General features: G+C 66.3%; 21 protein-coding genes. 3 read left to right on the top strand and 18 right to left on the bottom strand.

The window, feature by feature from the left end:
* Positions 1 to 227 precede the first annotated feature (227 nt).
* Complete coding sequence (locus tag DMR_RS02745; protein ID WP_052278940.1) at positions 228 to 719, top strand: phosphate-starvation-inducible PsiE family protein; 492 nt, start codon at positions 228 to 230, stop codon at positions 717 to 719.
* 78 nt (positions 720 to 797) lie between these two features.
* Here the strand turns inward: DMR_RS02745 and DMR_RS02740 are convergent, their stop codons facing one another.
* From DMR_RS02740 to DMR_RS02655, 18 genes are all read right to left on the bottom strand, one after another.
* Positions 798 to 1,505 carry an ABC transporter ATP-binding protein gene (locus DMR_RS02740; protein ID WP_012750155.1) on the bottom strand — a complete coding sequence of 236 codons (708 nt, stop codon included), beginning with the start codon at positions 1,503 to 1,505 and terminating at the stop codon, positions 798 to 800.
* Complete coding sequence (locus DMR_RS02735; protein WP_012750154.1) at positions 1,492 to 2,271, bottom strand: ABC transporter ATP-binding protein; 780 nt, start codon at positions 2,269 to 2,271, stop codon at positions 1,492 to 1,494. Before DMR_RS02735 ends, DMR_RS02740 begins: the two co-directional genes overlap by 14 nt.
* On the bottom strand, positions 2,268 to 3,167 hold the full coding sequence (locus DMR_RS02730) for a branched-chain amino acid ABC transporter permease (protein ID WP_012750153.1): 900 nt from the start codon (positions 3,165 to 3,167) through the stop codon (positions 2,268 to 2,270). Before DMR_RS02730 ends, DMR_RS02735 begins: the two co-directional genes overlap by 4 nt.
* Positions 3,168 to 3,169: 2 nt before the next feature.
* Positions 3,170 to 4,120: a branched-chain amino acid ABC transporter permease gene (locus DMR_RS02725; protein WP_012750152.1), complete on the bottom strand. Its 951-nt coding sequence runs from the start codon at positions 4,118 to 4,120 to the stop codon at positions 3,170 to 3,172.
* Between the two features lie 70 nt (positions 4,121 to 4,190).
* Positions 4,191 to 5,372, bottom strand: coding sequence for an ABC transporter substrate-binding protein (locus DMR_RS02720; RefSeq protein WP_012750151.1), 1,182 nt, complete (start codon positions 5,370 to 5,372; stop codon positions 4,191 to 4,193).
* Positions 5,373 to 5,740: 368 nt separating this feature from the next.
* The gene (locus DMR_RS02715; protein ID WP_012750150.1) at positions 5,741 to 6,496 is read right to left on the bottom strand and encodes a fumarate reductase iron-sulfur subunit; all 756 of its coding nucleotides are present in this window, start codon (positions 6,494 to 6,496) and stop codon (positions 5,741 to 5,743) included.
* 141 nt (positions 6,497 to 6,637) lie between these two features.
* A complete protein-coding gene (locus DMR_RS02710) occupies positions 6,638 to 8,461 on the bottom strand; it encodes a fumarate reductase flavoprotein subunit (RefSeq protein ID WP_012750149.1) in 1,824 nt (607 codons plus the stop codon).
* A gap of 12 nt (positions 8,462 to 8,473) precedes the next feature.
* Entirely contained in the window at positions 8,474 to 9,133 is a 660-nt protein-coding gene (locus DMR_RS02705; protein ID WP_012750148.1) for a hypothetical protein, read from the bottom strand.
* Between the two features lie 15 nt (positions 9,134 to 9,148).
* Entirely contained in the window at positions 9,149 to 10,549 is a 1,401-nt protein-coding gene (dctA, locus tag DMR_RS02700) for a C4-dicarboxylate transporter DctA (protein ID WP_012750147.1), read from the bottom strand.
* A complete protein-coding gene (locus DMR_RS02695) occupies positions 10,542 to 11,096 on the bottom strand; it encodes a Fe-S-containing hydro-lyase (protein WP_012750146.1) in 555 nt (184 codons plus the stop codon). The genes dctA and DMR_RS02695 overlap by 8 nt, the downstream gene beginning before the upstream one ends.
* Positions 11,096 to 11,935 carry a fumarate hydratase gene (locus DMR_RS02690; protein WP_012750145.1) on the bottom strand — a complete coding sequence of 280 codons (840 nt, stop codon included), beginning with the start codon at positions 11,933 to 11,935 and terminating at the stop codon, positions 11,096 to 11,098. Before DMR_RS02690 ends, DMR_RS02695 begins: the two co-directional genes overlap by 1 nt.
* 23 nt (positions 11,936 to 11,958) lie before the next feature.
* Positions 11,959 to 13,302, bottom strand: coding sequence for an anaerobic C4-dicarboxylate transporter (locus DMR_RS02685; protein WP_012750144.1), 1,344 nt, complete (start codon positions 13,300 to 13,302; stop codon positions 11,959 to 11,961).
* 685 nt (positions 13,303 to 13,987) lie between these two features.
* Complete coding sequence (locus tag DMR_RS02680) at positions 13,988 to 15,403, bottom strand: sigma-54-dependent transcriptional regulator (protein WP_012750143.1); 1,416 nt, start codon at positions 15,401 to 15,403, stop codon at positions 13,988 to 13,990.
* Positions 15,400 to 17,133, bottom strand: coding sequence for a transporter substrate-binding domain-containing protein (locus DMR_RS02675; protein ID WP_043599914.1), 1,734 nt, complete (start codon positions 17,131 to 17,133; stop codon positions 15,400 to 15,402). The genes DMR_RS02680 and DMR_RS02675 overlap by 4 nt, the downstream gene beginning before the upstream one ends.
* Positions 17,134 to 17,321: 188 nt before the next feature.
* Complete coding sequence (locus DMR_RS02670; RefSeq protein ID WP_012750141.1) at positions 17,322 to 19,883, bottom strand: PAS domain-containing hybrid sensor histidine kinase/response regulator; 2,562 nt, start codon at positions 19,881 to 19,883, stop codon at positions 17,322 to 17,324.
* Positions 19,884 to 19,914: 31 nt separating this feature from the next.
* Complete coding sequence (locus DMR_RS02665; RefSeq protein ID WP_012750140.1) at positions 19,915 to 20,394, bottom strand: EVE domain-containing protein; 480 nt, start codon at positions 20,392 to 20,394, stop codon at positions 19,915 to 19,917.
* Positions 20,395 to 20,422: 28 nt separating this feature from the next.
* Positions 20,423 to 20,632 carry a hypothetical protein gene (locus DMR_RS02660; protein ID WP_043599912.1) on the bottom strand — a complete coding sequence of 70 codons (210 nt, stop codon included), beginning with the start codon at positions 20,630 to 20,632 and terminating at the stop codon, positions 20,423 to 20,425.
* A gap of 202 nt (positions 20,633 to 20,834) precedes the next feature.
* Positions 20,835 to 21,269, bottom strand: a complete 435-nt coding sequence (locus tag DMR_RS02655) for a phage regulatory CII family protein (protein WP_012750138.1) — start codon at positions 21,267 to 21,269, stop codon at positions 20,835 to 20,837.
* 248 nt (positions 21,270 to 21,517) lie between these two features.
* Here DMR_RS02655 and DMR_RS02650 point away from each other — a divergent pair, with 248 nt between their 5' ends.
* Complete coding sequence (locus tag DMR_RS02650) at positions 21,518 to 23,002, top strand: SLC13 family permease (protein ID WP_012750137.1); 1,485 nt, start codon at positions 21,518 to 21,520, stop codon at positions 23,000 to 23,002.
* Positions 23,003 to 23,088: 86 nt separating this feature from the next.
* On the top strand, positions 23,089 to 23,409 hold the full coding sequence (locus DMR_RS02645; RefSeq protein WP_052278939.1) for a hypothetical protein: 321 nt from the start codon (positions 23,089 to 23,091) through the stop codon (positions 23,407 to 23,409).
* The last annotated feature ends 58 nt before the right edge of the window (positions 23,410 to 23,467 follow it).

Genomic DNA, 23,467 nt, shown 5'->3' with positions numbered 1-23,467 from the left:
TACACGGCGGCCGCCCGGCTGTCAAAGGGGAAGACGGGGCCGGCGCAGATTTTTCGGCGTAATTTTAACTTTTTTGGCAATCGTTCGGCGACGACACGAGTTAGCGCGGCAACAGGCTTGACTTTCGTTCTGGAGACGCTACCCCTGGACACTGGGAGCATGGCCGCCGGGCATTTTTGTCCGACCAACAGGCCGCCCGAGGCAGTCCTACGACTCCGGAGAACCCCATGGACCACGACAAAGACGCCCTCCCCCCGCCCGCCTTGACCCGGGACGACGTGTTCCTGGCCCGCTGCCATGGGGTCATCAAGATGGCAGTACGGTTTTTGGCCGTGCTCATGACCTTCGTCATCTGCTGGGGCACCCTGGACGTGGTCTGGGTGATGTACCGGCGCATGGCCGCAAATCCGTACTTCCTGCTCGACATCAGCGACATTTTGGCGACCTTCGGGGCGTTTCTGGCAGTGCTCATTGCCATCGAGATTTTCGAGAACATTGTGATGTATCTGCGCATGGAGTTCATCCAGGTGCGCCTCGTGCTGGCCACGGCCCTGATGGCGGCGGCGCGCAAGGTCATCGTGCTGGATTTCCAGGAGACGGACCCGCAGTTCGTCTGGGCCATCGCGGCGGTGATCCTGGCGCTGGGGGTGGTTTACTGGCTGCTGTCCGCCAAGAAGGCGGCCGCGCCGGCCCCGGGCAATCCGGCCGGAGCGCCCTGAGCCGCCTTCCGCAAAAAAGCGCGGCGGGGAAACCTCCCCGCCGCGCGCGAAAATCCCTCTGCCGAACTGGCGTCGCGATCAGCCCAAATACGCCTTGGTCACCCGCTCATCGGCCGCCAACTCGGCCGACGGCCCTTCCAGCACGATGCCGCCCGACTCCACCACGTAGGTGCGGGCCGCCGCCCGCATGGCCAGACGGGCGTTTTGCTCCACGAGCAGGATCGTCGTGCCCATGGCCCCAAGCCCGGCGATGATCTCGAAAATTTCGGAAACCAGCAGCGGCGCGAGTCCCAGGCTCGGTTCGTCAAGGAGCAACAAGCGCGGCCGGCTCATGAGCGCCCGGGCGATGGCCAGCATTTGCTGCTCGCCGCCGGACAGCGTTCCGGCCGACTGGTTGCGCCGCTCGGACAGCCTGGGGAACAGTTCGTACATGCGGGCCATGTCCTTGGCGATTTCCGCCCGGTCCTTACGCACGTAGGCCCCAAGCTCCAGGTTGTCGCCGACGCTCTGCTTGGCCAGCACCTGCCGGCCCTCCGGGGAATGGGCCATGCCCAGGCGAACCAGCGCCTCGGGCGGCAGGGCGGTCACGTCGCGGCCGTCGAAGCGCACCACGCCGGAACGCGGCGCGACGAGCTTGGAGATGGCGCGCAAAATGGACGTCTTGCCCGCGCCGTTGGCCCCAATGAGCGTGACGATCTCGCCCTGCTCCACGGACAACGACACGTCGCGCACGGCCGAGACGGCCCCGTAATTGACGCAAAGCGCCTCGACCTCAAGCAGCGCCATGGGCGTCCCCTCCGAGATAGGCTTCGATGACGCCCGGGTCGCGCTGCACGTCCTCGGGCGCGCCCACGGCGATGGTCTGGCCGAAATTGAGCACCATCACCCGGTCGCACAGCCCCATGACCATGGGCACGTTGTGTTCGATCAAAAGCACCGTGAGGTCGAAGCGTTCCTTGATGTCGCGGATGAAATCGGCCAGCCCGAGCTTTTCCGAAGGATTGAGGCCGGCAGCCGGCTCGTCGAGGAGCAACAGCTTGGGCGAAAGCGCCAGGGCCCGGGCGATCTCCAGCCGGCGGCGGTCGCCGTAGGGCAGCGAGGCGGCCAAGTTATCGGCCCGGTCCTCCAGGCCGACCAGGCGCAGCAGACCGTAAGCCTCTTCGGTGACGGCCTCGTCCTCGCGGCGGCTGCCCGGGGTGAAGCACAGGCCGGAGAGCAACCCGTGGCGGGCCTGGACCCGGCCGGCCACGCGCACGTTGTCCATAAGGGTCAAGCCGCCAAACAGGCGGATGTTCTGAAAGGTGCGGGCCAGCCCCAGCCGGGCGATGGCCTCGGGCTTGGCCCGGGTCACGTCGTGGCCGTCAAAGACCACCGTGCCGGAATCGGCCCGGGTCATGCCGGTGAGCAGATTGAAAAAGGTGGTCTTGCCCGCGCCGTTGGGGCCGATAAGCCCCATGATCTCGCCGGGGCGCACCTCGATGGACACGTCGCACACGGCCATAAGCCCGCCGAAGCGGCGGCGCAGATCGGTGGCTTGTAACAGCGCGCTCATGCCGCCCCTCCCCGGCCGGACAGCCGCGACCGCAAGGCGGCAAGGCCCCCCATGATGCCCTGGGGCAGATAGACGCAGGCGGCCACCAGCACCACGCCGTTTAGGATCATGCGCGAGTCCTTCAGCGGCCGCAACAGCTCCGGCAGGCTGACCAGCAGCGCCGCGCCGCACAGCGGCCCCCAGATGGAGCGCGAACCGCCGATGAGCACGTAGGCCAGACAGGTGACCGAGGCGTCGAAGGTGCCCTGCCGGGCGTTCCAGGTATTGAGGAACGGCGCGGACATGGCTCCGGTGACGCCGGCCAGGGCGCAGCCCAGGACAAAGGCCGTGACCTTGTTGCCGGTGGTGGCCACGCCCATGGCCCCGGCGGCCAGCTCGTCCTCGCGCACGGCGAAAAAGGCCAGGCCCCGGCCCATGTTCCCAATGCGCCAGACCAGAAACAGGGCAAAAAGGAACAGCGGTCCGAAAAACCAGATGTAATCCAGGCGCGATTCGAAAGCCTGGGGGATGCCGAAGAGGCCGACCGCGCCGCCGGCGATGGGCATGTTGAGCACGGCCACGTTGACCACCTGGACAAAGGCCACGGTGGCCAGGGCCAGATAGATGCCGCGCAGGCGCAGGGCCGGATAGCCCACGGCGATGCCCAGGATCACGGACAGGATAAGCGCCCCGAGCCACTCCAGGGGGAACATCCAAAAGCCCAGGGCCTCGCGCAGCGGAGCCAGGGCCGGATGGGTGCCCATGATGGCGGCCACGTAGCCGCCCAGGGAATAAAACCCGATGCTGGCCAGGGACAGCTGGCCGGCCATGAGCGGGAAATAGATGCTCAGTCCCAAAAGCGCCTGCTGCACGATGGTGACGATGAGAAACCCGTAGTTTTCAAAAAAGCCCGACATGATTACACCTTCTGCTCCAGACGGCCGCCGAGCAGGCCTTGGGGCCGAATCAGCAGGATGGCGAACAACAGCACAAAGGCCACGGCCTCTTTGTAGGAACTCATGTCCGAGGGCAAAAAGGCCTCGCCCAGGCCAATGACCAGCCCGCCAAGCACCGCGCCGGGAATGCTGCCAAGGCCGCCGAGCACGATGACCGCCAGGCCTTTTAAGCCGTAGGACACGCCGAAATACGGCCCGGCCACGCCAAAGGAGACGCCAATCAGCGTGCCGGACAGCCCGCCAAGCAGGCCGGAGATGAAAAAGGTGCCCAGGATGAAGCGGTTGACGCTGATGCCAAGCAGGCTGGCTGTGTCGGCGTTCTCGGCCGTGGCCCGCAGGGCCTTGCCGCCGCGGGTGCGGCCGATGAACCAGCCCAGGCCGGCCAGCATGACGAGGCTTGCGCCAAAAAGGATGATCTGGATGGTGCGCACGGCCACGGGCTTGCCGCCGATCTTGAAGATGACGGCCATGGGCAGGTCGCCGAAGATGTCGGCGGGGAAGGAATAGATCTCCGCGCCGACGAGATACTGGATCAGGTTGACGACAATAAGGGCCACGCCCAGGCTGCTGACCAGGGCCAGGAGCGGATCGGCCCCGCGCTTGCGCAGGGGCTTAAAGGCCAGCCGCTCCACGGCCATGCCGGCCAGACCCGACAGCAGCGCGCCGAGAATCAGCGCCGGCACGAAGGGCAGGGTCACGGGCATGGTCCAGTCGGCCAAAAGGCCGTTTATGCCGAAATGGCCCACGGCCAGGGCGTAGGTGAGGTACGCGCCCAGGGTAAAGACCGCGCCATGGGCGAAATTGATGATGCCGAGGATGGAGAAGACCAGGGTGTAGCCCAGGGCGAAGACGGCGTAGACCGACCCGATGCTCAGGCCGTTGAGGAGACTTTGCAGGAGCCAGGCGAAATCCATGGGAACGCTTTTTTAGCGGCCGGGACGCCCATGCATGGGCGTCCCGGCCGCAGCCGTGATGGGACGGTTGCTATTCGGAGACGAGCACGAACGCGCCGGTCTTGCCGTCGGGATTCATGACGATCTTGGAGACGTAGAAGTCCTTTTGCTGCACCTCGCCGGAGGGGGCCATGCTGATCTCGCCCATGGGCGTCAGGTACGTGCCGGTGCGCAGGGACTTATTCAGGGCGGCGCGCAGGTCGGCCAGCTCGAAGTCGGCGATCTTCTTGCCGGTCTCTTTTTCGATCTTGGCCAGGGCCTCGACCACCACCTGGACGGCGGCGTAGGCCTGGGCCGAGAACTGGGCCGGGCCCTTCTTGTAGGCGGCCTCGAAGGCGGCGGCGAAGTCCTTGTTGACCGGGTTTTTGTCCACCGCGCCGGGGCTGTAGGCCTGGGCCACCAGCACGTCGTTGCACAGCGCGCCGCACACCGGGAACATGTTGGGCGAATTGAGCCCGTTGCCGCCGACGATGAGGCCCTTGTAGCCGAGCTGGCGCAATTGTTTGACGAGGTTGCCGGAATCGGCGGCCAAGCCCGAGATGACGACCAGATCGGCATTGGCTCCGAGCACGGCCGTGACCTGGGTGGTGAAGTCGGTGTCGGTGGTCTGGAACTTCTGGACGGTGACGGTTTCCAGGCCGAGTTCCTTGATGGCGTCCTGGAAGGTCGTGGTCTCGGAAGAGGAGAAGGCGTCGTTTTGGGCGTAGAGCACGGCCACCCGCTTGAGGTCGGGCTTGATCTTCATGGCCTGCTTGAGGGAGTTGGGCGCGACCTGGGTCATGGGGGCGGAGATGCGGCCGACGAACTCGCCGATCTCGGGAATGCCCTTGGCGGTGTTGGAGGGGCCGACCACCGGGGTCTTGGCCCGGTCGGCGATGGGGTTGGCGGCGAAAGCCTGCTGGGAGAGCGTGGGTCCGATGATGGCCACGACCTTGTCGCGGTTGAGCAGGTTCTGGAAGGCGTTGACGGCCCCGGCTTCGTCGCCGGCGGTGTCCTGGAAGACCAGGGCGATTTTCGTGCCGTTCACGCCGCCGGCGGCGTTCAGGCGTTCCTCGGCGAGCTTGGCGCCGTTGACCTGCTCCTGGCCGAAAAGCGCCACGTTGCTGGTCTGGGCCACGGCGATGCCGATGGGGATGGGAGCGGCGACCTTGTCGGCCAGGGCCGGCTGGGCGGCGCACAGGACCAGGGCCAGGGCGATGACGATACGCTTCATGGAGCCTCCGGGCGGGGGAAAGTTGGCGGCACGATGCCGATCACGTCAATGGTGAAAAATGTCTCTTGGGCAATGGCGGCGGCCGTGTCAAGTGCCGCGCGGCGAAAAGCGGCGTGGGAGGCCGATTTTCGCCCAGCGGCGGCGGGGTTGCCTTGTTTTTCCGGGAGTGCTTTCCACAATAACGTCAAGGCCCCATCACCAGGGCGCAAAAAAGGGGCGACGTCGCCGTCGCCCCTGCCGCCTGTGCCGCCCAAGTCTCCCGATCGTGTCGCATTCGGGAAATGCCGGGACGTGAGTCCTTGCGGCAACAGGCTGTTGTTATTGTCTTTACCTGCAACACAACAGATATGTGTTGTGCGGACGCCGCGCTAAAAGTCTTTTTTCAAAAACCTGGGCAGGATGTTTTTGACGGCGGCCAAAGCCATCTTGCGGCGCAGCTTGCCGAGCTGTTCCTGGAGCGGAATCTGCTTGGGGCAGACGTCCTCGCAGGCTAAAAGGCCCATGCAGCCGAAGATGCCTTCGTCGGTGCCCACGATGTCGAAATACGCTTTCTCGGTGCGCTCATCGCGCGGGTCGAGAATGAAGCGGGCGAGCCGGTTTAAGGCCACCGCGCCGAGGAAGTCCTCGCGCATGAGCGCCGTGCCGCAGGCCGCCACGCAGCAGCCGCATTCGATGCAGCGGTCAAGCTCGTAGATCTGCTCGGCCAGGGCGTTGTCCATGCGCTCTTCCTTGGCGGCGGGATCGAAGACCTTGTCGGTGTGCACCCAGGATTCGACCTTCTGGTACATGCCGCGAAACCAGGTCCCGGTATCCACGGACAGGTCGCCCACCAGCTTGAAGACGGGCAAGGGCATGAGCGTGATGTCCTCGGGCATGTCCTTGGTCTTGGTGTGGCAGGCCAGACCCGGGCGGCCGTTAATGACCATGGCGCAAGCGCCGCAGATGCCGGCCCGGCAGCAGAAGTCGAACATCAGGGTCGGGTCGATCTCCTCGCGAATCTTGTTGAGCGCGATGAAAAGCGTCATGCGCTCGGTTTCGGGCAGGGTAAACGTGTCCATATGCGGCGAGGAGGCCGGATCGGACGGGTTGTACCGGAATATATTGAACGTCAGCGTTCTTGCCATCTTGTTCTCCTTCTCATTGACGCGCAACGACGCCGTCACGCCACCAAGTCTTTAACCCATGCCGGGGGTCCGGGGGCCTGAGGCCCCCGGCGGAGAGGTCCAGGAGAGGTAGCGCCTCTCCTGGCCGCCGGAGGCACATCCCTACTCGTCGCGGGCAATGATCTTGCCGCCGCCGTAGCCGCGGTCGCCGGGGGGCAGTTCGAAGGTCTGGGTGGCGGCCTCGTAATTGAGCGTCGGCAGATCGGCTCCCTCGGCCCAGGTGGCCAGGGTGCGGGTCAGCCAGTCGCGGTCGTTGCGCTCGGGGTAGTCCTCGCGGGTGTGCGCGCCGCGCGATTCGGTGCGCTTAAGCGCCCCGTAGGCCACGCACAGGGCGAGCTTGACCATGCCTTGGATTTTGAGCGCCATGGTCAGCTCGGGATTGGCTCCCTTGCCGTTTGAGCGCAGGCCCACGCGGCGGGCGCGGCCGAGAATCTCCTGGAGATCGGCCACGCAGGTTTCCAGGTCCTTGCCGTTACGGAAGATGCCGGCTCCCTTCATGATGGCGTCGTGCATGGCGTTTTTGACGGCGTAGGGATTTTCGCGGCCGTTTGCGCAATTAATGAGATCGTCGATGCGGGCCTGCTGGGCGGCCATGGCGTCGCGCACCGAGGCGGTCTTGATGACGGTCTCGGCGCCTTTGAGGAATTCGACGATTTTCGCGCCGACGATCATGCCGGCGACCACGGTTTCGGCCAGGGAATTGCCGCCCAGGCGGTTGAAGCCGTGCATATCCCAGCAGGCGGCCTCGCCGGCCGAGAACAGGCCCTTTAAGCCGTAGGCCGCGCCGTCTTTATTGGTGCGCACGCCGCCCATGGAATAGTGCTGGGTGGGGCGCACGGGGATGAGCTGGTGGACGGGGTCCACGCCCAAAAACGATTGGCAGATCTCGTCGACCTCGCGCAGCTTGGTGCGGATGTGGTGCTCGCCCAGGTGGCGGATGTCGAGCCAGAGGTGGTCGCCGTAGGGGGAGGGCACGCCCAGGCCCTTGCGCATGTGCTCGGTCATGCGGCGGCTGACCACGTCGCGGGAGGCCAGCTCGGCCTTTTCCGGTTCGTAGTCCGGCATGAACCGGTACTCGTTTTTGTCGAGCAGCGTGCCGCCGTCGCCGCGACAGCCTTCGGTGACGAGGATGTCTGTCGGCACGATGCCGGTGGGGTGGAACTGCACGGCTTCCATGTTGCCCAGGGGCACGACGCCGGTGTCCAGGGCGGCGATGAGGCCGCCGCCGTCGCAGATGACGGCGTTGGTGGACTCGCGGTAGATGCGGCCGAAACCGCCGGTGGCGATGAGCGTGGCCTTGGCCAGGTAGGCGGTCAACTCGCCGGTTTTCAGGCAGCGGGCCACGGCCCCCATGCAGGTTTCGCCGTCGTGGATAAGCCCGATGACCTCGACCTTGTCGATGACCGTGACGCCAACCTGGGCGGCCCGGTTGTCCAGGGTGAAAAGGACGCAATGCCCGGTGCCGTCGGAGGTGTAGCAGGTGCGCCACTTGGCGGTGCCGCCGAAGTTGCGCGAGTGGATCAGCCCCTCGTTTTCGGGCTTTTCAAAGGCGGTAAAGGGCTTGCCGCCCTTGTAATAGGTCTGTTCGCCGGGCACCACGCGGTTCCAGGGCACGCCCCAGAAGGCCATCTGGCGCATGGCGATGGGGGCGTTGTCGCAAAATAGCCGGGCCACTTCCTGGTCACAGCCCCAGTCGGAGCCTTTGACGGTGTCGGCGAAATGGACGTCCGGGCAGTCGCCCTCGCCCATGGCCGAGTTGCCCAAAGCCGCCTGCATGCCGCCCTGAGCGGCCGAGGAGTGGGAACGCCGGGCCGGCACGATGGACAGGCAGATGGCGGAAAAACCGTTCTCGGCGGCCTCAATGGCCACCCGTTCGCCGGCCAGGCCCGCGCCGACCGACAGCACGTCGGATTGGATGATCCTCATGGCGTTGCGTCCTTATTTGAGCGGCAGGAAGTAGTAACGAAGCAGGGTGAGAAGGCCAATGCCGATAAAGATCATGGTCATGGCGTTCTCCTTTTTTTTCAGGGAGAAACGGCCGGAGCGGTCGAGAAAGCCCCACTTGACCAGGATGCGGTAGAAGCCCACGCCGACATGGAGTTCGACCATGGGCAACAGGATCAGGTAGAAGACGAACCAGAAGCCGGACTGGATGCGGGCGGCGGATTTCTCGGCCGAGATGGGCAGGTCGTTAAGAACCACCCACAAATGGATGCCGCCCATGATGAGGATGCCCATGGCCGTGGTCGCCTGGACCACCCACAGCCAGGTGTCGGTGTGGCGCAGGCGTTTGGCGTTGGAGAGCATCACCCGCTGCTGGCTGGTGGCAAAGGGAATCTTGCGGGCGGCCAGGACGAAGTGGACCAGAAAGGCGAGGAAAATAAGCGGTCCGCCGACCTGGGCCATGTAGGTGACCTCAAAAAACCAGGCCAGGGCGTTCATGACCTTGGGGCTTATGAGCACGCTGGAAACCAGCATGAGGTGGCACCACATAAAAAGCACCAGGGCGGCTCCGGTGAGCATCTGCACCCAGTCGAGCCAGGCCGCGAGTTTCCCGACCGGCAGCCCGGCGTGGGTTGCCGTGGATGGTACGGACATTTCCTTTCTCCCGTTTTAGCGTTGCTGCTCGTTTTCGACCACGGACAGCGCCGGTTCGGCCGAGGCCAGAAGCGGCGCGGCGTCCTCGTCGTCGCACAGGCCGCCGGACAAGGCCGCCTCCAGGCGGGCCACGTCCAGGGCCTTTTCCCATTTGGCGACCACCAGGGTGGCCACGCCGTTGCCGATGAGGTTGGTGATGGCGCGGGCTTCGGACATGAAGCGGTCCACGCCAAGAAGCAGGGTGAGCGAGGCCACGGGGATGGTCCCCATGGTTTGCAGGGTGGCGGCCAGGGTAATGAACCCGCCGCCGGTGACGGCGGCCGCGCCCTTGGAGGTCAGAAGCAGGATGCCCAGCAGCGAGAGCTGGTGGCCAAGATCGAGAGGCGTGCCCGTGGCCTGGGCCAGAAACACGGCGGCCATGGTCAGGTAGATGCAGGTGCCGTCGAGATTAAACGAATAGCCCATGGGCAGGCACAGCCCGACCACGGACTTGTCCGCCCCGGCCCGCTCGAGCTTGCGCATCATGCGCGGCAAGGCCGCCTCGGACGAGGACGTGCCCAGCACGAGCAGGATCTCGTCGCGGATGTAGGCCAGGTAGCGCAGCAGCGAAAACCCGGCCAGCCGGCAGACGAGGCCAAGGACCACGAAGATAAACAGCGCACAGGTCACATAGACGCCCAGCATCAGGTAAAACAGCCGGGCCAAGGCGTCGTGGCCCTGGGAGGCGACCACGTAGGCCATGGCTCCGAAGGCCCCCAGGGGGGCGAAGTACATGATGTAGTGGACGACCTTGAAAAGCCCCTGGCCGAACTCGTCAATGACGCCGACGAGGCGCTTGGTCTTTTCCCCCAGGCTGGCCAGGCCGACGCCGAAGAGGATGGAGAAAAAAAGCACCTGCAGGATGTCGCCCTTGGCAAAGGCGTCCACCGCCGAATGGGGCACGATGTTGAGCATGAACTCGGTGGTGGAGAGCTTTCTGGCCTTGCCGGCGAACTCCTCCACCTTGGCCGTCTCGGCCTGGTTGGCCTGCATCCGGGCGGCGTAGTCGTCCATGCCGGCCCCGGGCTGCAGCAGATTGACCACGACCAGGCCAATGGCCAGGGCGCACAAGGTCATGGCCCAGAAGTAGAGCATGCACTTGAGGCCAACGCGGCCGACTTTCCCCATGTCGCCCATCTTGGCGATGCCGGTGACCACGGTGCAGAAGATGATGGGCGCGATGATCATCTTCACCATGCGAATAAAGGCCGTGCCAAAGGGCTGCATCTCCATGGCCAGGCCCTTGGTGGCCGGGACCAGCCCCAGGACGATGCCGGCCACGATGCCGGCCACCACCCAGAAGTAGAGGGAAGCGTAGAGGGGTTTGGGGCCGCCCGGACAGACGCCGCCGGCCGATACGGCCCCCGGGCTAGCCAAGGGCGGCCTCCAGGTCGGGCACGGCGTAGAGGTCGCCGCCCACGCAGTCGTTAATGACCAGCACCGGGAAATTTTCCACGGTCAACTCCCGCACGGCCTCGGGGCCGAGGTCTTCGTAGGCGATGACCTTGGCGTCCTTGATGCGCAGGCCGAGAAGCGCCCCGGCCCCGCCGGTGGCCCCGAAATAGACGGCCATCTCGGTTTCCATGGCCTCGCGCACGGGCGCGGCGCGCATCCCCTTGCCGATCATGCCCTTGAGGCCGAGCTTGAGCAGGCGCGGGGCATAGGAATCCATGCGATAGGAGGTGGTGGGGCCGGCCGAACCGATGGGACGGCCGGGACGGGCCGGCGAGGGGCCGACGTAGTAGATGACCGCGCCCTGCAGCGGAAACGGCGGATTTTCGCCCGCGTCCAGGGCGTCCACGATGCGTTTGTGGGCGGCGTCGCGGCCGGTGTAGATGACGCCGGTCAAGTAGACGACGTCGCCGGCCCGCAGCTTGGACACGTCGGCGTCGGTGAGCGGCGTGGTCAGGTGATGTTCGGCCATCAGAGCGTGACCTCCTTATGCCGGGCGCTGTGGCACTGGATGTTGACGGCCAGGGGCAGGCTGGCCAGATGGCAGGGAGCGAGCTTGACCTTGACGCCAAGGCAGGTCGTGCCCCCGCCCAGGCCCATGGGGCCGATGCCCAGGCGGTTGATGGAGGCCAGCAGATCGGCCTCCATGGCCGCGACCTCGGGATCGGCATGGACGTCGTCCAGCTCGCGCATGAGGGCTTTTTTGGAATTGATGGCGGCAAGCTCGAAGTTGCCGCCGATGCCGACGCCCACGATGATGGGCGGGCAGGGATTGGACCCGGATTCGGCCACCCGGCGGATGACGAACTCGCGCACGCCTTTCCAGCCCTGGGCCGGGGCCAGCATCATGACCCGGGACATGTTCTCCGAACCGCCGCCCTTGGCCATCATGGTGATTTTGAGCCTGTCGCCGGGCACGAGATCGAAATGGACGATGGCCGGCGAGTTGTCGCCGACGTTTTTGCGGCTAAACGGGTCGCAGGTGGACTTGCGCAAAAAGCCGTCCTGATAGCCCCTGACCATGCCTTCGTTGATGGCTTCCCGCAGGCCGCCGCCGGCCAGGCGCACGTCCTCGCCGACTTCCACGAAAAAGACGCCCAGGCCGCAGTCCTGGCACAGGGGCAGTCCGGTTTCCTTGGCCAGGGCGGCGTTTTCTTCCAACTGGTTGAACACTTCCCGGGCGGCCGCCGAGGATTCGGCGGCCTTGGCCCGGGCAAAGGCGGCGAGCACGTCCGCTGGCAGGAACCGGTTGGCCTCCATGCACAGGGCGGCCACGGCCTCCACCACGGTTTTCTTGTCGATAGTACGCATGGCGTTGTTCCAATCTCCCGCGATTACATGAAGATCTTGACCAGGGTGTAGCTCATGAGGGTACCGCAGCCGACGCCGATGGCCCCGGGAATGATGAAGCTGTGATTTAAGATGTACTTGCCGATGCGGGTCGTGCCGGAGCGGTCGAAGTTGATGCAGGCCAGATCGCTCGGGTAGGTCGGCAGGATGAAGTAGCCGTAGCACATGGGCAAAAAGGCCAGCAGGATCTTGGGTTCCAGGCCCAGGGACAAGCCCAGGGGCACCACGGCGGCCAGGGCGGCGGCCTGGCTGTTGACCAGCTTGGACACGACCACCAGCACGATGGCGTAGGTCCAGGGGTAGGCCACCACCACGGCGGACAGGCTGGCCTTCAAAGTCTCGTAATGGGCCTCAAAGAAGCTGTCGGTCATCCAGGCCACGCCGAAGACCGAGAAGATGGCCACCATGCCGGCCTTGAAGACCGCGCTGTTGGCGATGGTCTGCTGCTTGACCTTGCAGAAGATGAGGATGAACGCGCCGGCCATGAGCATGACCATCTGGATGACCAGGTTCATGGACAGGGGCTTGAGCTTGCCCGGCACGCCAAAGGAGGGACGCAGTTCGCTGAAAGCGCCAAGCACCACCACGGCGGCGATGGCGGCGAAGAAGAACCACACGGCCCGGTAGGATTCCTTGGAAAAGACCTTGTCGAGCAGGGTCGCGCCGCCGTCGTAGATGTAGGCCTTCTGTTCGGGATCGGCCAGCTTAGCCTGGAATTCCGGGTCCTTGTCCAGATCCTTGCCCCGGCGCATGCTCCACAGGCCGGCGCACAGCACGCCGAAGAAGGTGGCCGGGATGGAGACGGACAGGAGATCGACGATGCTGATGGCCTTGCCGATGCCATGGGCCTGGGCCAGCATGGAGACCATGGACACGGCGGCCACGGACACCGGCGAAGCGCACACGCCGATCTGGGCCGAGACCGAGGCCACGGCCATGGGACGCTCGGGACGGATGCCCTTGTTGATGGCGATGTCGTAGATGATGGGGAACATGGTGTAGGCCACGTGTCCGGTGCCGCACATGACGGTGAGCGACCAGGTGGTGATGGGGGCCAGGAGCGTGATGTGTTCGGGGTGCTTGCGCAGGACGCGCTCGGCGGCGCGCATGAGGACGTCGAGGCCGCCGGCGGTCTGCAGGGTGGCGGCGCAGCCGATGACGGCCAGGATGGTGAGCATGACGTCGATGGGCGGCTTGCCGGGCTGGACGCCGAAGACGAAGCACAAAACGAACAGGCCGATGCCGCTTATCAGGCCCAGGCCCATGCCGCCGTAGCGGGTGCCGAGCAGCAGGCACAGCAAGATGACGCAAAGTTGCATGGTCAACATGACGATCTCTCCTTTCCTCGGTTGCAATATTCGCGGCGCGGCCTGTCGGCCCGCGTCAGCCCGGATGCGGCCGTCCCCTGCCCCGGCCCGTCGGGAAGCGGCGAAGCGGTTTCCCGCCAGCGACGGCGGCCCTTCCCTCGGGGCCGCCGCCGCCGGCGGACCGGCCGGAGGGGTACTGGCAAGGCTGCCATAGCAGGGACGATGCCAGGACGAGGAAGCGGCGCTAACCACGCGCCGCTTATGAGAAATTCGTCACAATCAAAGAAAAGACGCCGGGGCCGGCCATAACCCAGGTTATGGCCGGCCCCGGCGCGATCTCACGAAATCGTTTTATTCTAACATCTTACAAAAGTCATAACATCCTGCGTTCGATCATTCCCAAAGTTATAGTTGCCCGCTTTCCCCGCTGGCCGGGCCTGCGGCCCCAAAACGAGAACCCCTTTTTTTCCGGCCAGCCCCGCCGTCTCCCTGCCCAGCCGACATCCCCGGCCGCCGGAGCCTCGCGGTTCCCGCCAAGCATCATTCACGGCCTCTTTGGCTCCCCAACCGACAGAGTGCCAAGCCCCGCCCAGAACCCCTTAAAACCTTTCCCCATATGGGGGTTCCGGGGGCCTCAGGCCCCCGGCCGCCGGAGGCATGCTTTCTCTTCTCCGCTATTCTCCCCGCTTCTCCGTTCGCCCTCCCCCTACTCGCCGCCTTCGGCGTCTCGGCGGGCTTTGAGGCGTTTGGACAGGGCGGGCTGGGAGACGCCCAGAAGCCGGGCGGCCAGGGTCTGGTTGCCGCCGGCCCGGGCCAGGGCTTCGTCCACGAGGAGCTCGGCGGCCTCGGCAAAGGTGGGCAGGCGGTCGCAGCCGGCGAACAGGTTGGCCGGGGGGGCCTCGCGGCAGGCGTCGCAGCGACCGACGGCGGCCTGGATGCCGTCCAGGGCCAGGGCGGGGCCGGTGGTCAGGCTCACGGCGTCGTAGAGCATGGCCCGCAGTTCGCGGATGTTGCCGGGAAAGGCGTAACCGGCCAGGCAGCCCGGAAGTTCCCGGGGCATGGCCGGCACGGGCTTGCCCATGGCGGCGGCGGCCTCGGCCAGGAAATGGCGGGCCAGGGGTTCGATGTCCTCGCGGCGTTCGCGCAAGGGGGGAATGCGGGTCTGGTGGGTGCGCAGGCGGAAATAGAGGTCGCGCCGGAAGCGGCCGGCCGCTTCCTCGACGGCCAGGTCGCGGTGGGTGGCCACCACCACCCGGGCCTGAAGGCGCTTGGGCAGATCGCTGCCCAGGGCGAAATACTCGCCTTCCTGGAGCAAGCGCAGGAGCTTGACCTGGGAGGCGATGGACAAGTCGCCGATTTCGTCGAGGAAAAGCGTCCCTCCGGCCGCTTCCTCGATCATGCCTTTGCGGGCGGCCTCGGCCCCGGTGTAGGCCCCACGCACGTGGCCGAACAGGGTGTCGGCAAAAACCGTATCGTCCAGGCCGGCCACGTTGACCGCGACCAGGGGGCCGGTACGGCCGCTCAGGCCGTGGACGGCCCGGACCACGTTTTCCTTGCCCACGCCGGATTCGCCGGTGACGAGCAGGGGCTGGCTGCTTTTCGCCACGGCCTCGATGTAGGCAAAGACCTGGAACATGGCCCGGGAGCGGGTGACGATGCCGGCGAAGGCCTCGGGGCGCGACAGGGTTCCGGCGGCCAGGCTGTCGGAGACGGCCCGGTTTTCGTCGCGCATTTCGATCATGCGGATGGCCCGCAGCACACCGCTGACGATGCGGTCTTCCTCGTCGGTCTTGACGTAGTAGTCAAAGGCCCCGAGCTTCATGCAGCGCACGGCGGTGTCGAGCTGGTTGACGCCGCTGACGATAATGACGGCCACTTCCGGGTGCTCCTCGCCGATGCGGGCCAGCAGCTCCTCGCCGGACAGGCCTGGCATGGTCAGGTCGAGCAGGGCCAGGCGGATGCCGCCTTTTTGCAGCAGCGGCAGCACGTCGCGGCTGTCCTGGCACAAAAAGAGGTTGGTGACGCCGGCCGAGGACTCCAGCGTCAGGGACAAAGAGCGCAGCCAGGCCGGCTCGTCGTCCACGAGCAGAATACCGAAGGCGGGAAAGGGGGTGTCGCTCACGCGGCGTGCTCCATGTTGGCCACGGGAAAGGCGACCACGGCCGTGGTTCCCCGGCCCGGGACGGAGTGGAAGGACAGGGTCGCGCCGTATTCCTTGAGGATGCCGGCGGAGACGGACAGGCCAAGGCCGGTGCCGCCGGTCTCGCGCTTGGTGGTGAAAAAGGGGTCGGTGAGGTGGGGCAGGTGTTCGGGGGCGATGCCCGTGCCCTCGTCGCGCACGGCCAGCACCACCTGGTTTTTTTCCACGTCGTGGACGACTTCCAGGACAATGGCCCGGTCGCGGTCGGGCAGGGCCTGGCAGGCGTTGAGCACAAGGTTGACCACGACCTGCTCGATGCGCTGGGCATGGCCCCAGACCAGGGGCAGGTCGGGTTCGTAGACGGCGGTAAAGCGGTCGGTGGCCTTGCGGATGGCGGCGTCAAGCAGGCGCACGGCCATGCGGGCGGCGTCGGCCAGATCAATGAGCGACCGGGCCGAGCCTTCTTCGCGGCGGGCAAAGTCCTTGAGGTCGTTGACGATGCGTTTGATGCGCTGGGCTCCTTCCTGCATTTCCTCCAGAAGGCGCGGCAGTTCGTTTCGCATGCGCGAAAAGGGGATGCCGCCCAGGAGAAAATCGCCTTCCTCCTCGTAGCGGCGGGCCAGCAGCCGCACGGCGTCGGCCTGGGCCTTGCGCAGGATGGGGATATTGAGAAGAATCAAACCATTGGGATTATTGATCTCATGGGCCACGCCGGAGACGAGGATGCCCAGGGCGGCCATCTTGTCGGCCTGGACGAGCTGGCGCTGGTTGCGGGAGAGTTCGTCCAGGGCCTGGGACAGGGAGGCGGTGCGCTGGGCCACTTGCCGGCGCAGAAAATGCGTCCAGAGCATGGAGCCGCCCAAAAGCGCCAAAAGCGGCAGGCCCACGGCCCCGGCGTAGCGGGCCACGGTGGTCCAGGGCAGGGGCCGGTCCTCCAGGACGCCGAGCCATTTGTTGTAGAGCGCCTCGTACTGGCCGGTGCCGCGCAGGATGGCCAGGCCTTCGCTGAAGCGGGCGAGCAGGGCCTCGTTGCCCTTTTTCACGGCGAAGCCGTAGCGCAGGGTGGCCACGGAGCGGGCCACCACCTCGATGTTGTCGAGCTTGTTGTCGCGGATGATGTAGTTGCCGGGCAGCATGGCCACCACGGCGAAATCGCCGACCCCGGAGGCCAGAAGGCGCAGGCCGTCGGCCGGGGTGTCGGTGAGGATGAGGTCCTGCTCGTAACCCCTGGCGGCCAGTTGGTCGTGCATATAGCCGCGACGGTGGATAATGACTTTTTTTCCGGCCAGATCGTCGAGGCTGCGGGCCAGGCGTTCGCCTTTACGGGCAAAGATGGCGTGGTTGACCACGGCGCTTGGCGGCGCGAAGTCCACCTCTTCGGCGGCGCGCTCCTCGGAGAAACTCATGCCTTCAAGGATGTCCACCTCGCCGTCCAGCAGCGCCTGGCGCATCTCGGCCCAGGAACCCAGGCGAAACTCCACGCGCATCCCCATGACCTCGCCGATGGCCCGGGCGAGGTCCACGTTGAAGCCGGCCGGCTGGCCGTTCTTGTCGAGGTATTCGTAGGGGGGATAGTCGCGGTCGCCGCCGACCACCACCGGCCGGGTGACGCCGGGCACGAATTCGGCGCCATGCCCCACGGCCGCGGCGGCCAGCGAAGCCGCCACGCACAGGACGGCCACGACGGCGCGCAGGCCGGCAAGGCGGGGCATGGCGAAAAGGACGGTTCCTGGCGGACGCACGGGGAAACGGTACGGAAAAAGCGCCGCCCTGCCAAGCCGGGGCGGCCCGGTCAAGGCGACCCCGCTGCGCTCGGCCGACGCCGCGGGCCATCTCCCGCGACGGTCGGGGCCGGCGCGCCGCCGCTTTGCAGCGCGGCAAACCGGTCAAAGGAGGAAAATCAGACGTTTCTGGCCCGGCCGGCGGCCAGGGCGTCTTCCATGGCCCGCAGCAGTTCGTCGCGAAACACGGGCTTGGGCACATAGGCGTCCATGCCGGCGGTCAGGAAGGCCTCCCGGTCGCCGGCCATGGCGAAGGCGGTCAGGGCCACCACGGGCAGGCCGGCCACGACGGCGTAACGGGGGTCGTCGCGCATGACCCGAACGGCCTGGACGCCGTCGAGGCCGGGCATCTGGATATCCATGAGCACGAGGTCAAAGGGTTGTCGGAGCAGGGCCTCCAGGGCCTGGACGCCGTCGACGGCCTCGGCCACGGCATGGCCTTCCTTTTCCAGCAGCCGGCGCACGGCCAGCCGGGTGATGCGGTCGTCCTCGGCCACAAGCACCCGCAAACCGCCTGGCGCGGCCGGAGCGGCCACGGGGGCGGCGGCCTGCCCGGCCGGCTCGCACACGTTAAAGGAGCAGCAGAAAAAGATGGTCGTGCCCCGTCCCACCTCGCTGTCCACGGCGATGTTCCCGCCCATGAGTTCGACCAGGCTTTTGCAGATGGAAAGCCCCAGCCCCGCGCCCTGGGCATTGCGGCTGTAGCCCCGGCTGCCCTGGACAAAGGGTTCGAACAGGCGGGTGAGATCGGCGTCGGCGATGCCGCAGCCGGTGTCGGCCACGGAGAAAAGCGCCCGCGTCTCGCCCTCCCGACGCGGCGGCAGGGGATAGGCCTCCACGGCCACCGACCCTTTGGCGGTGAATTTGAGCGCATTGCCCACGAGGTTGGCCAGCACCTGCTGGAACCGGGCGGCGTCGCCGGCCACCCGGGCCGGCAAGGCCGCATCGACGTAGACGCGCAATTCCACGCCGGCCTGGCGGGCGGAAGGCCGAAACAGCTCCACAGCCTCGGTCACGGCCCGGGCCAGTTCGAAGGACTCGCACAAAATGGCCATTTTGCCGGCCTCCACCCTGGACAGATCCAGGATGTCGGCCAAAAGGCGGGTGAGCCGCCGGCTCGACTGGATGGCCAGGTCGGCGTACTCGCCCTGCTCGGCGGTCAGCGGCGTGTCGCGCAGGAGCTGGAGCATCCCCAGGACGCCGTTTAGGGGCGTGCGGATCTCGTGGCTCATGTTGGCCAGGAATTCCGATTTGGTCTGATTGGCGGCCTGGGCCTCGTTGCGTGCGGCGGTGAGGGTGCGCTCCATCTCGATGCGGGCCGTGACGTCCTCGCGGATGAGGATGCCGCCGGCCAGGGAGCCGTCGTCGCGCAAAAACGGCACGCCGCGCAGGTTGACGTAGCCGGAGTGGCCGCCCGTGAATTCGGGAAAATGCACGGCCTCCAGATCGACCTCGCGCCCCTCCAGCAGCGGGGCCAGCTTTCCGGCGATGCCGGCCCGCACGATGCCCGGCAGGTCGGTGAGCCGCCGACCCAGGAAATAGTCGCGGTCCCGCCGGCCGGCGGCAAAGGTGTCCAGATGCCGCCGGTTGACGAAGATGATGCGGCCGGCCGCGTCAAAGGCCATGATGGAGACCGGGGCCAGCTCGGCCAAAAGCCGGTAACGGCCTTCGCTTTCGCGAAGCCGGGCCTCGGCCTTTTTGCGCTCGGTGATCTCCGAGGCCATGGTGGCCACGCCAAGCAGCCGGCCGTCCTCGGCGTAGACCGGAAATTTCTTGGTCAAAAAGGTGCGAACGCCGCCCCCTTCGCCGCGCATTTCCTCCTCGCTGGTCAGGGTGCGGCCCCGGGGCAGATTCAGGGCGCGGCGGTCGTTTTCCACATACCGGGCGATCTGCTCGGGAGCGGACAAGCCCTCGAAGGCTTCGGGGTCGGTCTTGCCGACGACGTCTTCCAGAGGGCGGCCGGTGAGATTCTGGTAGGCCCGGTTGACCATGACGTAGCGCAGGTCCCGGTCCTTGAAGACCACCACGTGCTCGGCGTTTTGCACCAGCTCGTAGAAGACCGACCGGGCGTCGTCGCGGCGGCGGCGCTCGGTGACGTCGGCGGCGAAACCGAGGACGCGCTCCCCGTCCAGGCGCACGGCCGAAACCGACCACCAGCGTTTGGCCCCGTCGCGCCGCCGGCCCGAAACCTCGGCAATGCGGGCTCCTTCCTTGAAATCGGCCAGGTAGGTGGCCACGGCCTGCCAGCTGTCCTGGTCCAGGACCTCGCCGATGGTCAGACCAAGCAGGGTTTCCCGGTCATAGCCGGTCAGACGGCAGGCCTTGGGATTGACGTCGAGAAACCGGCCAGCGGCGTTGACGATGAAGATGGCGGCCGGGGCGTTTTCCACCACACCCTGGTAGCGCGCCTGGCTCTCGCCAAGGGCGGCCAGGGCCTGCTTGCGCGAGGCCAGGGCGACCAGCAAGGCCACGATGATCCCGGCCATGACCCCGGCCAAAGCCAGGGAGGCCCACAGGGCGGCCATTTGGGGGAAAACGCCCCCCAGTCCGTCAACCATGTTCAGGCTCTGGAGGGAAACGTCGGCCAGGGCTTTCCCGGGGTCCAGCAGCACAACCAAAGCCAGAACCCAGGCCGACGGCAACGGGAACCCGACAACCGGCAACCAGGGAGGATTTCTCATAATGCCGTGATACGGCTCCCCTCCCCTGGCGTCAACGGGTTCCTGGCCCGCCCTGACCAAGGCCCATGGCCCGGATGACGGCAAATTCCCGGTCGGTCACCGGCGTCACGGACAGGCGCGAACCCTTGCGCAGCACTTCCATACCGGCCAGCTCGGGCACGCCGCGCAGGGCGGCCAGGGGCACGGGAGCGGGAAATTTGGCCACAAAGCGCACGTCCACCATGTCCCACAGCGGCTTGTCCGGGCTGGCCCGGGGATCGAAATGGCCCGAGTCCGGGTCCTGGGCGGTGGCGTCGGGATAGGCCTCCCGGGCCACCTCGGCCAGCCCGACCACGCCCGGGTCGGTGACGCTGTGGTAAAAAAGCAGGCCGTCGCCCAGGCGCATGGCCCGCAGGAAGTTGCGGGCCTGAAAATTGCGCACCCCGTCCCAGCCCGTGGTCCGGTCCGGGGCGGCGGCCAGGTCGTCGATGGAAAAACAGCCCGGTTCGGACTTGATCAGCCAGTAGGCCACGGCCGCCTCCCTGTTTGGCCGCAGGGCCTCAGCCCAACCGGCTCATCTCGACCTTGCACTGGTCGTCCCATTCCAGGCAGTCGGCCTCGGCGATGGCGTCGAACTCGCCCAGGCAGCGCTGGCATTTCTCCTTGACCGACACCGACCCGGCCGTGACGTCGGCCGACGAGGCCGTGGCCGTGACGGCCTGGCCGCAGTGGGGGCAGACAGCTGCAAACGACGCGGTTTTCGCGCTCATGGCAATACTCCTCGATCCGGCCTCGGCCGGGTTGCCCGCCCCCGGCCGGGGGCGTGAATCCAAATGATAAGACAGCTTGGGGCAAAAAGCCATGGCCGCGCCCAGCCGCGGCAGCCACGGCCCGCATTGCCGGAGTCCGGCTCCAGGGCACGTCTGCCCGGCCGGCCCCATGACCGCCGCCGGCGACGGATCGCCCGGCCGGTCAGCCTTCTCCGCCGCCGCTTCGGGCCACGTAGAAGGCGAAGTCCTCCTTGAGCTGGCGGATGAGCGTCTCGCGCTTTTTACCCACCACGTCCGGCGGCAGCCCTTCCAGCATGGCCCGGTGGTAGTCCACCAGGGCCTGGTAGGTGTCGAGGAGTTCCTCGTGAAAAGTCGGCTTGTCCGGGGTGATGCCCCGGTTGGAAACCAGCCGGCAATCCAGGGCCTCGGCCAGGCAGCGCAGCGGGGCCGTGGAATCGCAAGCCTGCATCAGCGGCAGCAGCAGCAGCTCCACGCCGAGCTTGGCCCGGGCGTCGCCTGGATCAAGCTCCCGCATGAGGGTTGAATAAGGCTTTCCCACCGCATCGGCGATGTCCTTGACGGGCCTGTCGCTGTTGCGGACCATGTCCAGAATCACGCTGCGAATATCCGACGGCATTATAAAGCGCCTCTTAGATTATAACACCCTTGCATCTAACTCCGCATCGCCTGATAGCATGAACAAGCGGTAAATTGTCAAGAATGCCATGCGGATTGCCCGCACCGTCCCAGCCGGCCATGTGCCGGCCGGTTGCGGCGGCTTTATGCCCAAAACAAGGAGGTGTCTTCACCCGCGCCCAACCGCCGCCACCACGGCGCTTTTTCCATGCGACGCAACACCACGGCCATGCACCAAGGAGATTGTTGATGATCGACACCATGCGAAAAGTCGGCCTGCCCCTGGGTCCAGCCCTGTTCCTGCTCGTGTGCCTCATCCCGCCCCATGACGGCCTGTCCCAGCAGGCCGTTTATTGCGCGGCGGTCACCGCGCTGATGGCCACCTGGTGGATCACCGAAGCCATTCCCATTCCGGCCGCCTCCATGATCCCCATCGTGCTGTTCCCGTTTTTGCAGATCATGCCCAGCGCCAAAGCCACCCTGCCCTACGCCAACCATCTCATTTATCTTTTCATGGGCGGCTTTTTCATCGCCGTGTGCATGGAACGCTGGAACCTCCACTACCGCATCGCCATGCACACCATCCGGCTCGTGGGCACAAGCCCCTCGCGCATCGTGCTCGGCTTCATGGTGGCGGCCGGCTTTTTGTCCATGTGGGTGTCCAACACCGCCACCACGGTCATGATGATGCCCATCGGCCTGGCCATCATCAAGGCCTGCGCCGACATCACCGGCGACCATGACCTCAGGCACAATCCCTTTGCCGTCAGCCTCATGCTGGCCCTGGCTTACGCCGCCTCCATCGGCGGCCTGGGCACCATCATCGGCACCCCGCCCAACACCATCATGGTGGCCCAGATCGACAAGCTCTACGGCCAGACCATCAGCTTTCTCGACTGGATGAAAGTGGGCGTGCCCCTGGCCGCCACCTTCCTTATCATCACCTGGCTGCTGCTGACCAAGGTGCTCTTCCCGGTCAAGGGCGACATCCTCCAGGGCAAGGGCGCGCAGCTCATCCAGGCCGAGCTTGCCAAGCTCGGGGCCATGAAAAAGGAAGAAAAGCTCATCGTGGCCGTCTTTGCCGTGGTGGCGACCTTGTGGATCCTCATGGGCCTGGTCAAATGGCCCATCTTCAAGGGCGTGTCCGACGCCTCGGTGGCCATCGCCGGCGCGCTGCTCCTGTTCGTCATCCCCTCGGACCTCAACAAGGGCGTGTTCCTGTTGGACTGGAAGACGGCGGTCAAGATTCCCTGGGACGTGATCCTGCTTTTTGGCGGCGGTCTGTGCCTGGCCGACGGCTTCCAGGACACCGGGCTGACCAAGTACATCGCCGGGCTCTTGGTCGATCTCGAAGGCATGCAGCTCATCTGGATCATTGCCTGCATCGTGGCGCTCAACATCTTCCTCACGGAAGTGACCTCCAACACCGCCGTGGCCACGCTCATGATCCCGGTCATGGGAGCCATCGCCGTGGGCATGAAGATCAACCCCTTCGGCCCCATCGTGGCCGCCTGCATCGCCTGCTCCTACGCCTTCATGCTGCCCGTGGCCACGCCGCCAAACGCCGTGGTCTTCGGTTCCGGCGCGGTGACCATCCGCCAGATGGCCCGCACCGGCCTGTGGCTCAACATCCTCGGCATCATCCAGATCACCCTGGTGGTCTATTTCCTGATGCCCTGGGTCTGGGGCATCGATCTGACGGTGCTGCCCGACTGGGCCATTCCCAAGAAGTAACCCGGTCAACCGGTTCCCGCCGCCCGGTGCGGCGGCGGAAACCGGCCTCGACCCGTGAGGGCCGGCCCGGCCCTGGGAGCCACGCCATGGGCGCAGCCCTGTACCTGTCGTTTATCCTGCTCATCTTCTGCCTGGCCCGGGCCGCCCGTTCGAGCCTGGAGAAGGACCCGGCCGCCATTGCCCCCGAGGAGCTGCCCGAATCGGCCTGGCGCGCCCTGCGCCGCAGCGCCCAGGGCATCACGGTGACCGAGGCCTGGGTGAGCATGAACGGCGAGGCCGGCCTGCGCTACCGGGTGCGTGGCGTCATGCCGGGCGGCGGCCGGGTGGAGCTCGACATCCACCACGACGGCACGGCCTATCGCCGCGACGGGCCGCCGCCCCTGCCCCGCGCCGCCGGCCGTACTTGACGCCCGGCCCCGCCGTGGTCCACTTAAGGAAGCCGCCTGCCGCGCTGGGGCCGGCCTC

The sequence above is a fragment of the Solidesulfovibrio magneticus RS-1 genome, assembly GCF_000010665.1.
GTDB classification, from domain to species: domain Bacteria; phylum Desulfobacterota; class Desulfovibrionia; order Desulfovibrionales; family Desulfovibrionaceae; genus Solidesulfovibrio; species Solidesulfovibrio magneticus.
The sequence above is the reverse complement of the archived record's forward strand: the minus strand, read 5'-3'. Positions and strand labels throughout refer to the sequence as shown.

Excerpts from the sequence above, each read along its gene's own strand:
- DMR_RS02745 (WP_052278940.1), top strand. The coding sequence starts at position 228 with ATGGACCACGACAAAGACGCCCTCCCCCCGCCCGCCTTGACCCGGGAC.
- DMR_RS02740 (WP_012750155.1), bottom strand. The coding sequence starts at position 1,505 with ATGGCGCTGCTTGAGGTCGAGGCGCTTTGCGTCAATTACGGGGCCGTC.
- DMR_RS02735 (WP_012750154.1), bottom strand. The coding sequence starts at position 2,271 with ATGAGCGCGCTGTTACAAGCCACCGATCTGCGCCGCCGCTTCGGCGGG.
- DMR_RS02730 (WP_012750153.1), bottom strand. The coding sequence starts at position 3,167 with ATGTCGGGCTTTTTTGAAAACTACGGGTTTCTCATCGTCACCATCGTG.
- DMR_RS02725 (WP_012750152.1), bottom strand. The coding sequence starts at position 4,120 with ATGGATTTCGCCTGGCTCCTGCAAAGTCTCCTCAACGGCCTGAGCATC.
- DMR_RS02720 (WP_012750151.1), bottom strand. The coding sequence starts at position 5,372 with ATGAAGCGTATCGTCATCGCCCTGGCCCTGGTCCTGTGCGCCGCCCAG.
- DMR_RS02715 (WP_012750150.1), bottom strand. The coding sequence starts at position 6,496 with ATGGCAAGAACGCTGACGTTCAATATATTCCGGTACAACCCGTCCGAT.
- DMR_RS02710 (WP_012750149.1), bottom strand. The coding sequence starts at position 8,461 with ATGAGGATCATCCAATCCGACGTGCTGTCGGTCGGCGCGGGCCTGGCC.
- DMR_RS02705 (WP_012750148.1), bottom strand. The coding sequence starts at position 9,133 with ATGTCCGTACCATCCACGGCAACCCACGCCGGGCTGCCGGTCGGGAAA.
- DMR_RS02695 (WP_012750146.1), bottom strand. The coding sequence starts at position 11,096 with ATGGCCGAACATCACCTGACCACGCCGCTCACCGACGCCGACGTGTCC.
- DMR_RS02690 (WP_012750145.1), bottom strand. The coding sequence starts at position 11,935 with ATGCGTACTATCGACAAGAAAACCGTGGTGGAGGCCGTGGCCGCCCTG.
- DMR_RS02685 (WP_012750144.1), bottom strand. The coding sequence starts at position 13,302 with ATGTTGACCATGCAACTTTGCGTCATCTTGCTGTGCCTGCTGCTCGGC.
- DMR_RS02675 (WP_043599914.1), bottom strand. The coding sequence starts at position 17,133 with ATGCCCCGCCTTGCCGGCCTGCGCGCCGTCGTGGCCGTCCTGTGCGTG.
- DMR_RS02670 (WP_012750141.1), bottom strand. The coding sequence starts at position 19,883 with ATGAGAAATCCTCCCTGGTTGCCGGTTGTCGGGTTCCCGTTGCCGTCG.
- DMR_RS02660 (WP_043599912.1), bottom strand. The coding sequence starts at position 20,632 with ATGAGCGCGAAAACCGCGTCGTTTGCAGCTGTCTGCCCCCACTGCGGC.
- DMR_RS02655 (WP_012750138.1), bottom strand. The coding sequence starts at position 21,269 with ATGCCGTCGGATATTCGCAGCGTGATTCTGGACATGGTCCGCAACAGC.
- DMR_RS02650 (WP_012750137.1), top strand. The coding sequence starts at position 21,518 with ATGATCGACACCATGCGAAAAGTCGGCCTGCCCCTGGGTCCAGCCCTG.
- DMR_RS02645 (WP_052278939.1), top strand. The coding sequence starts at position 23,089 with ATGGGCGCAGCCCTGTACCTGTCGTTTATCCTGCTCATCTTCTGCCTG.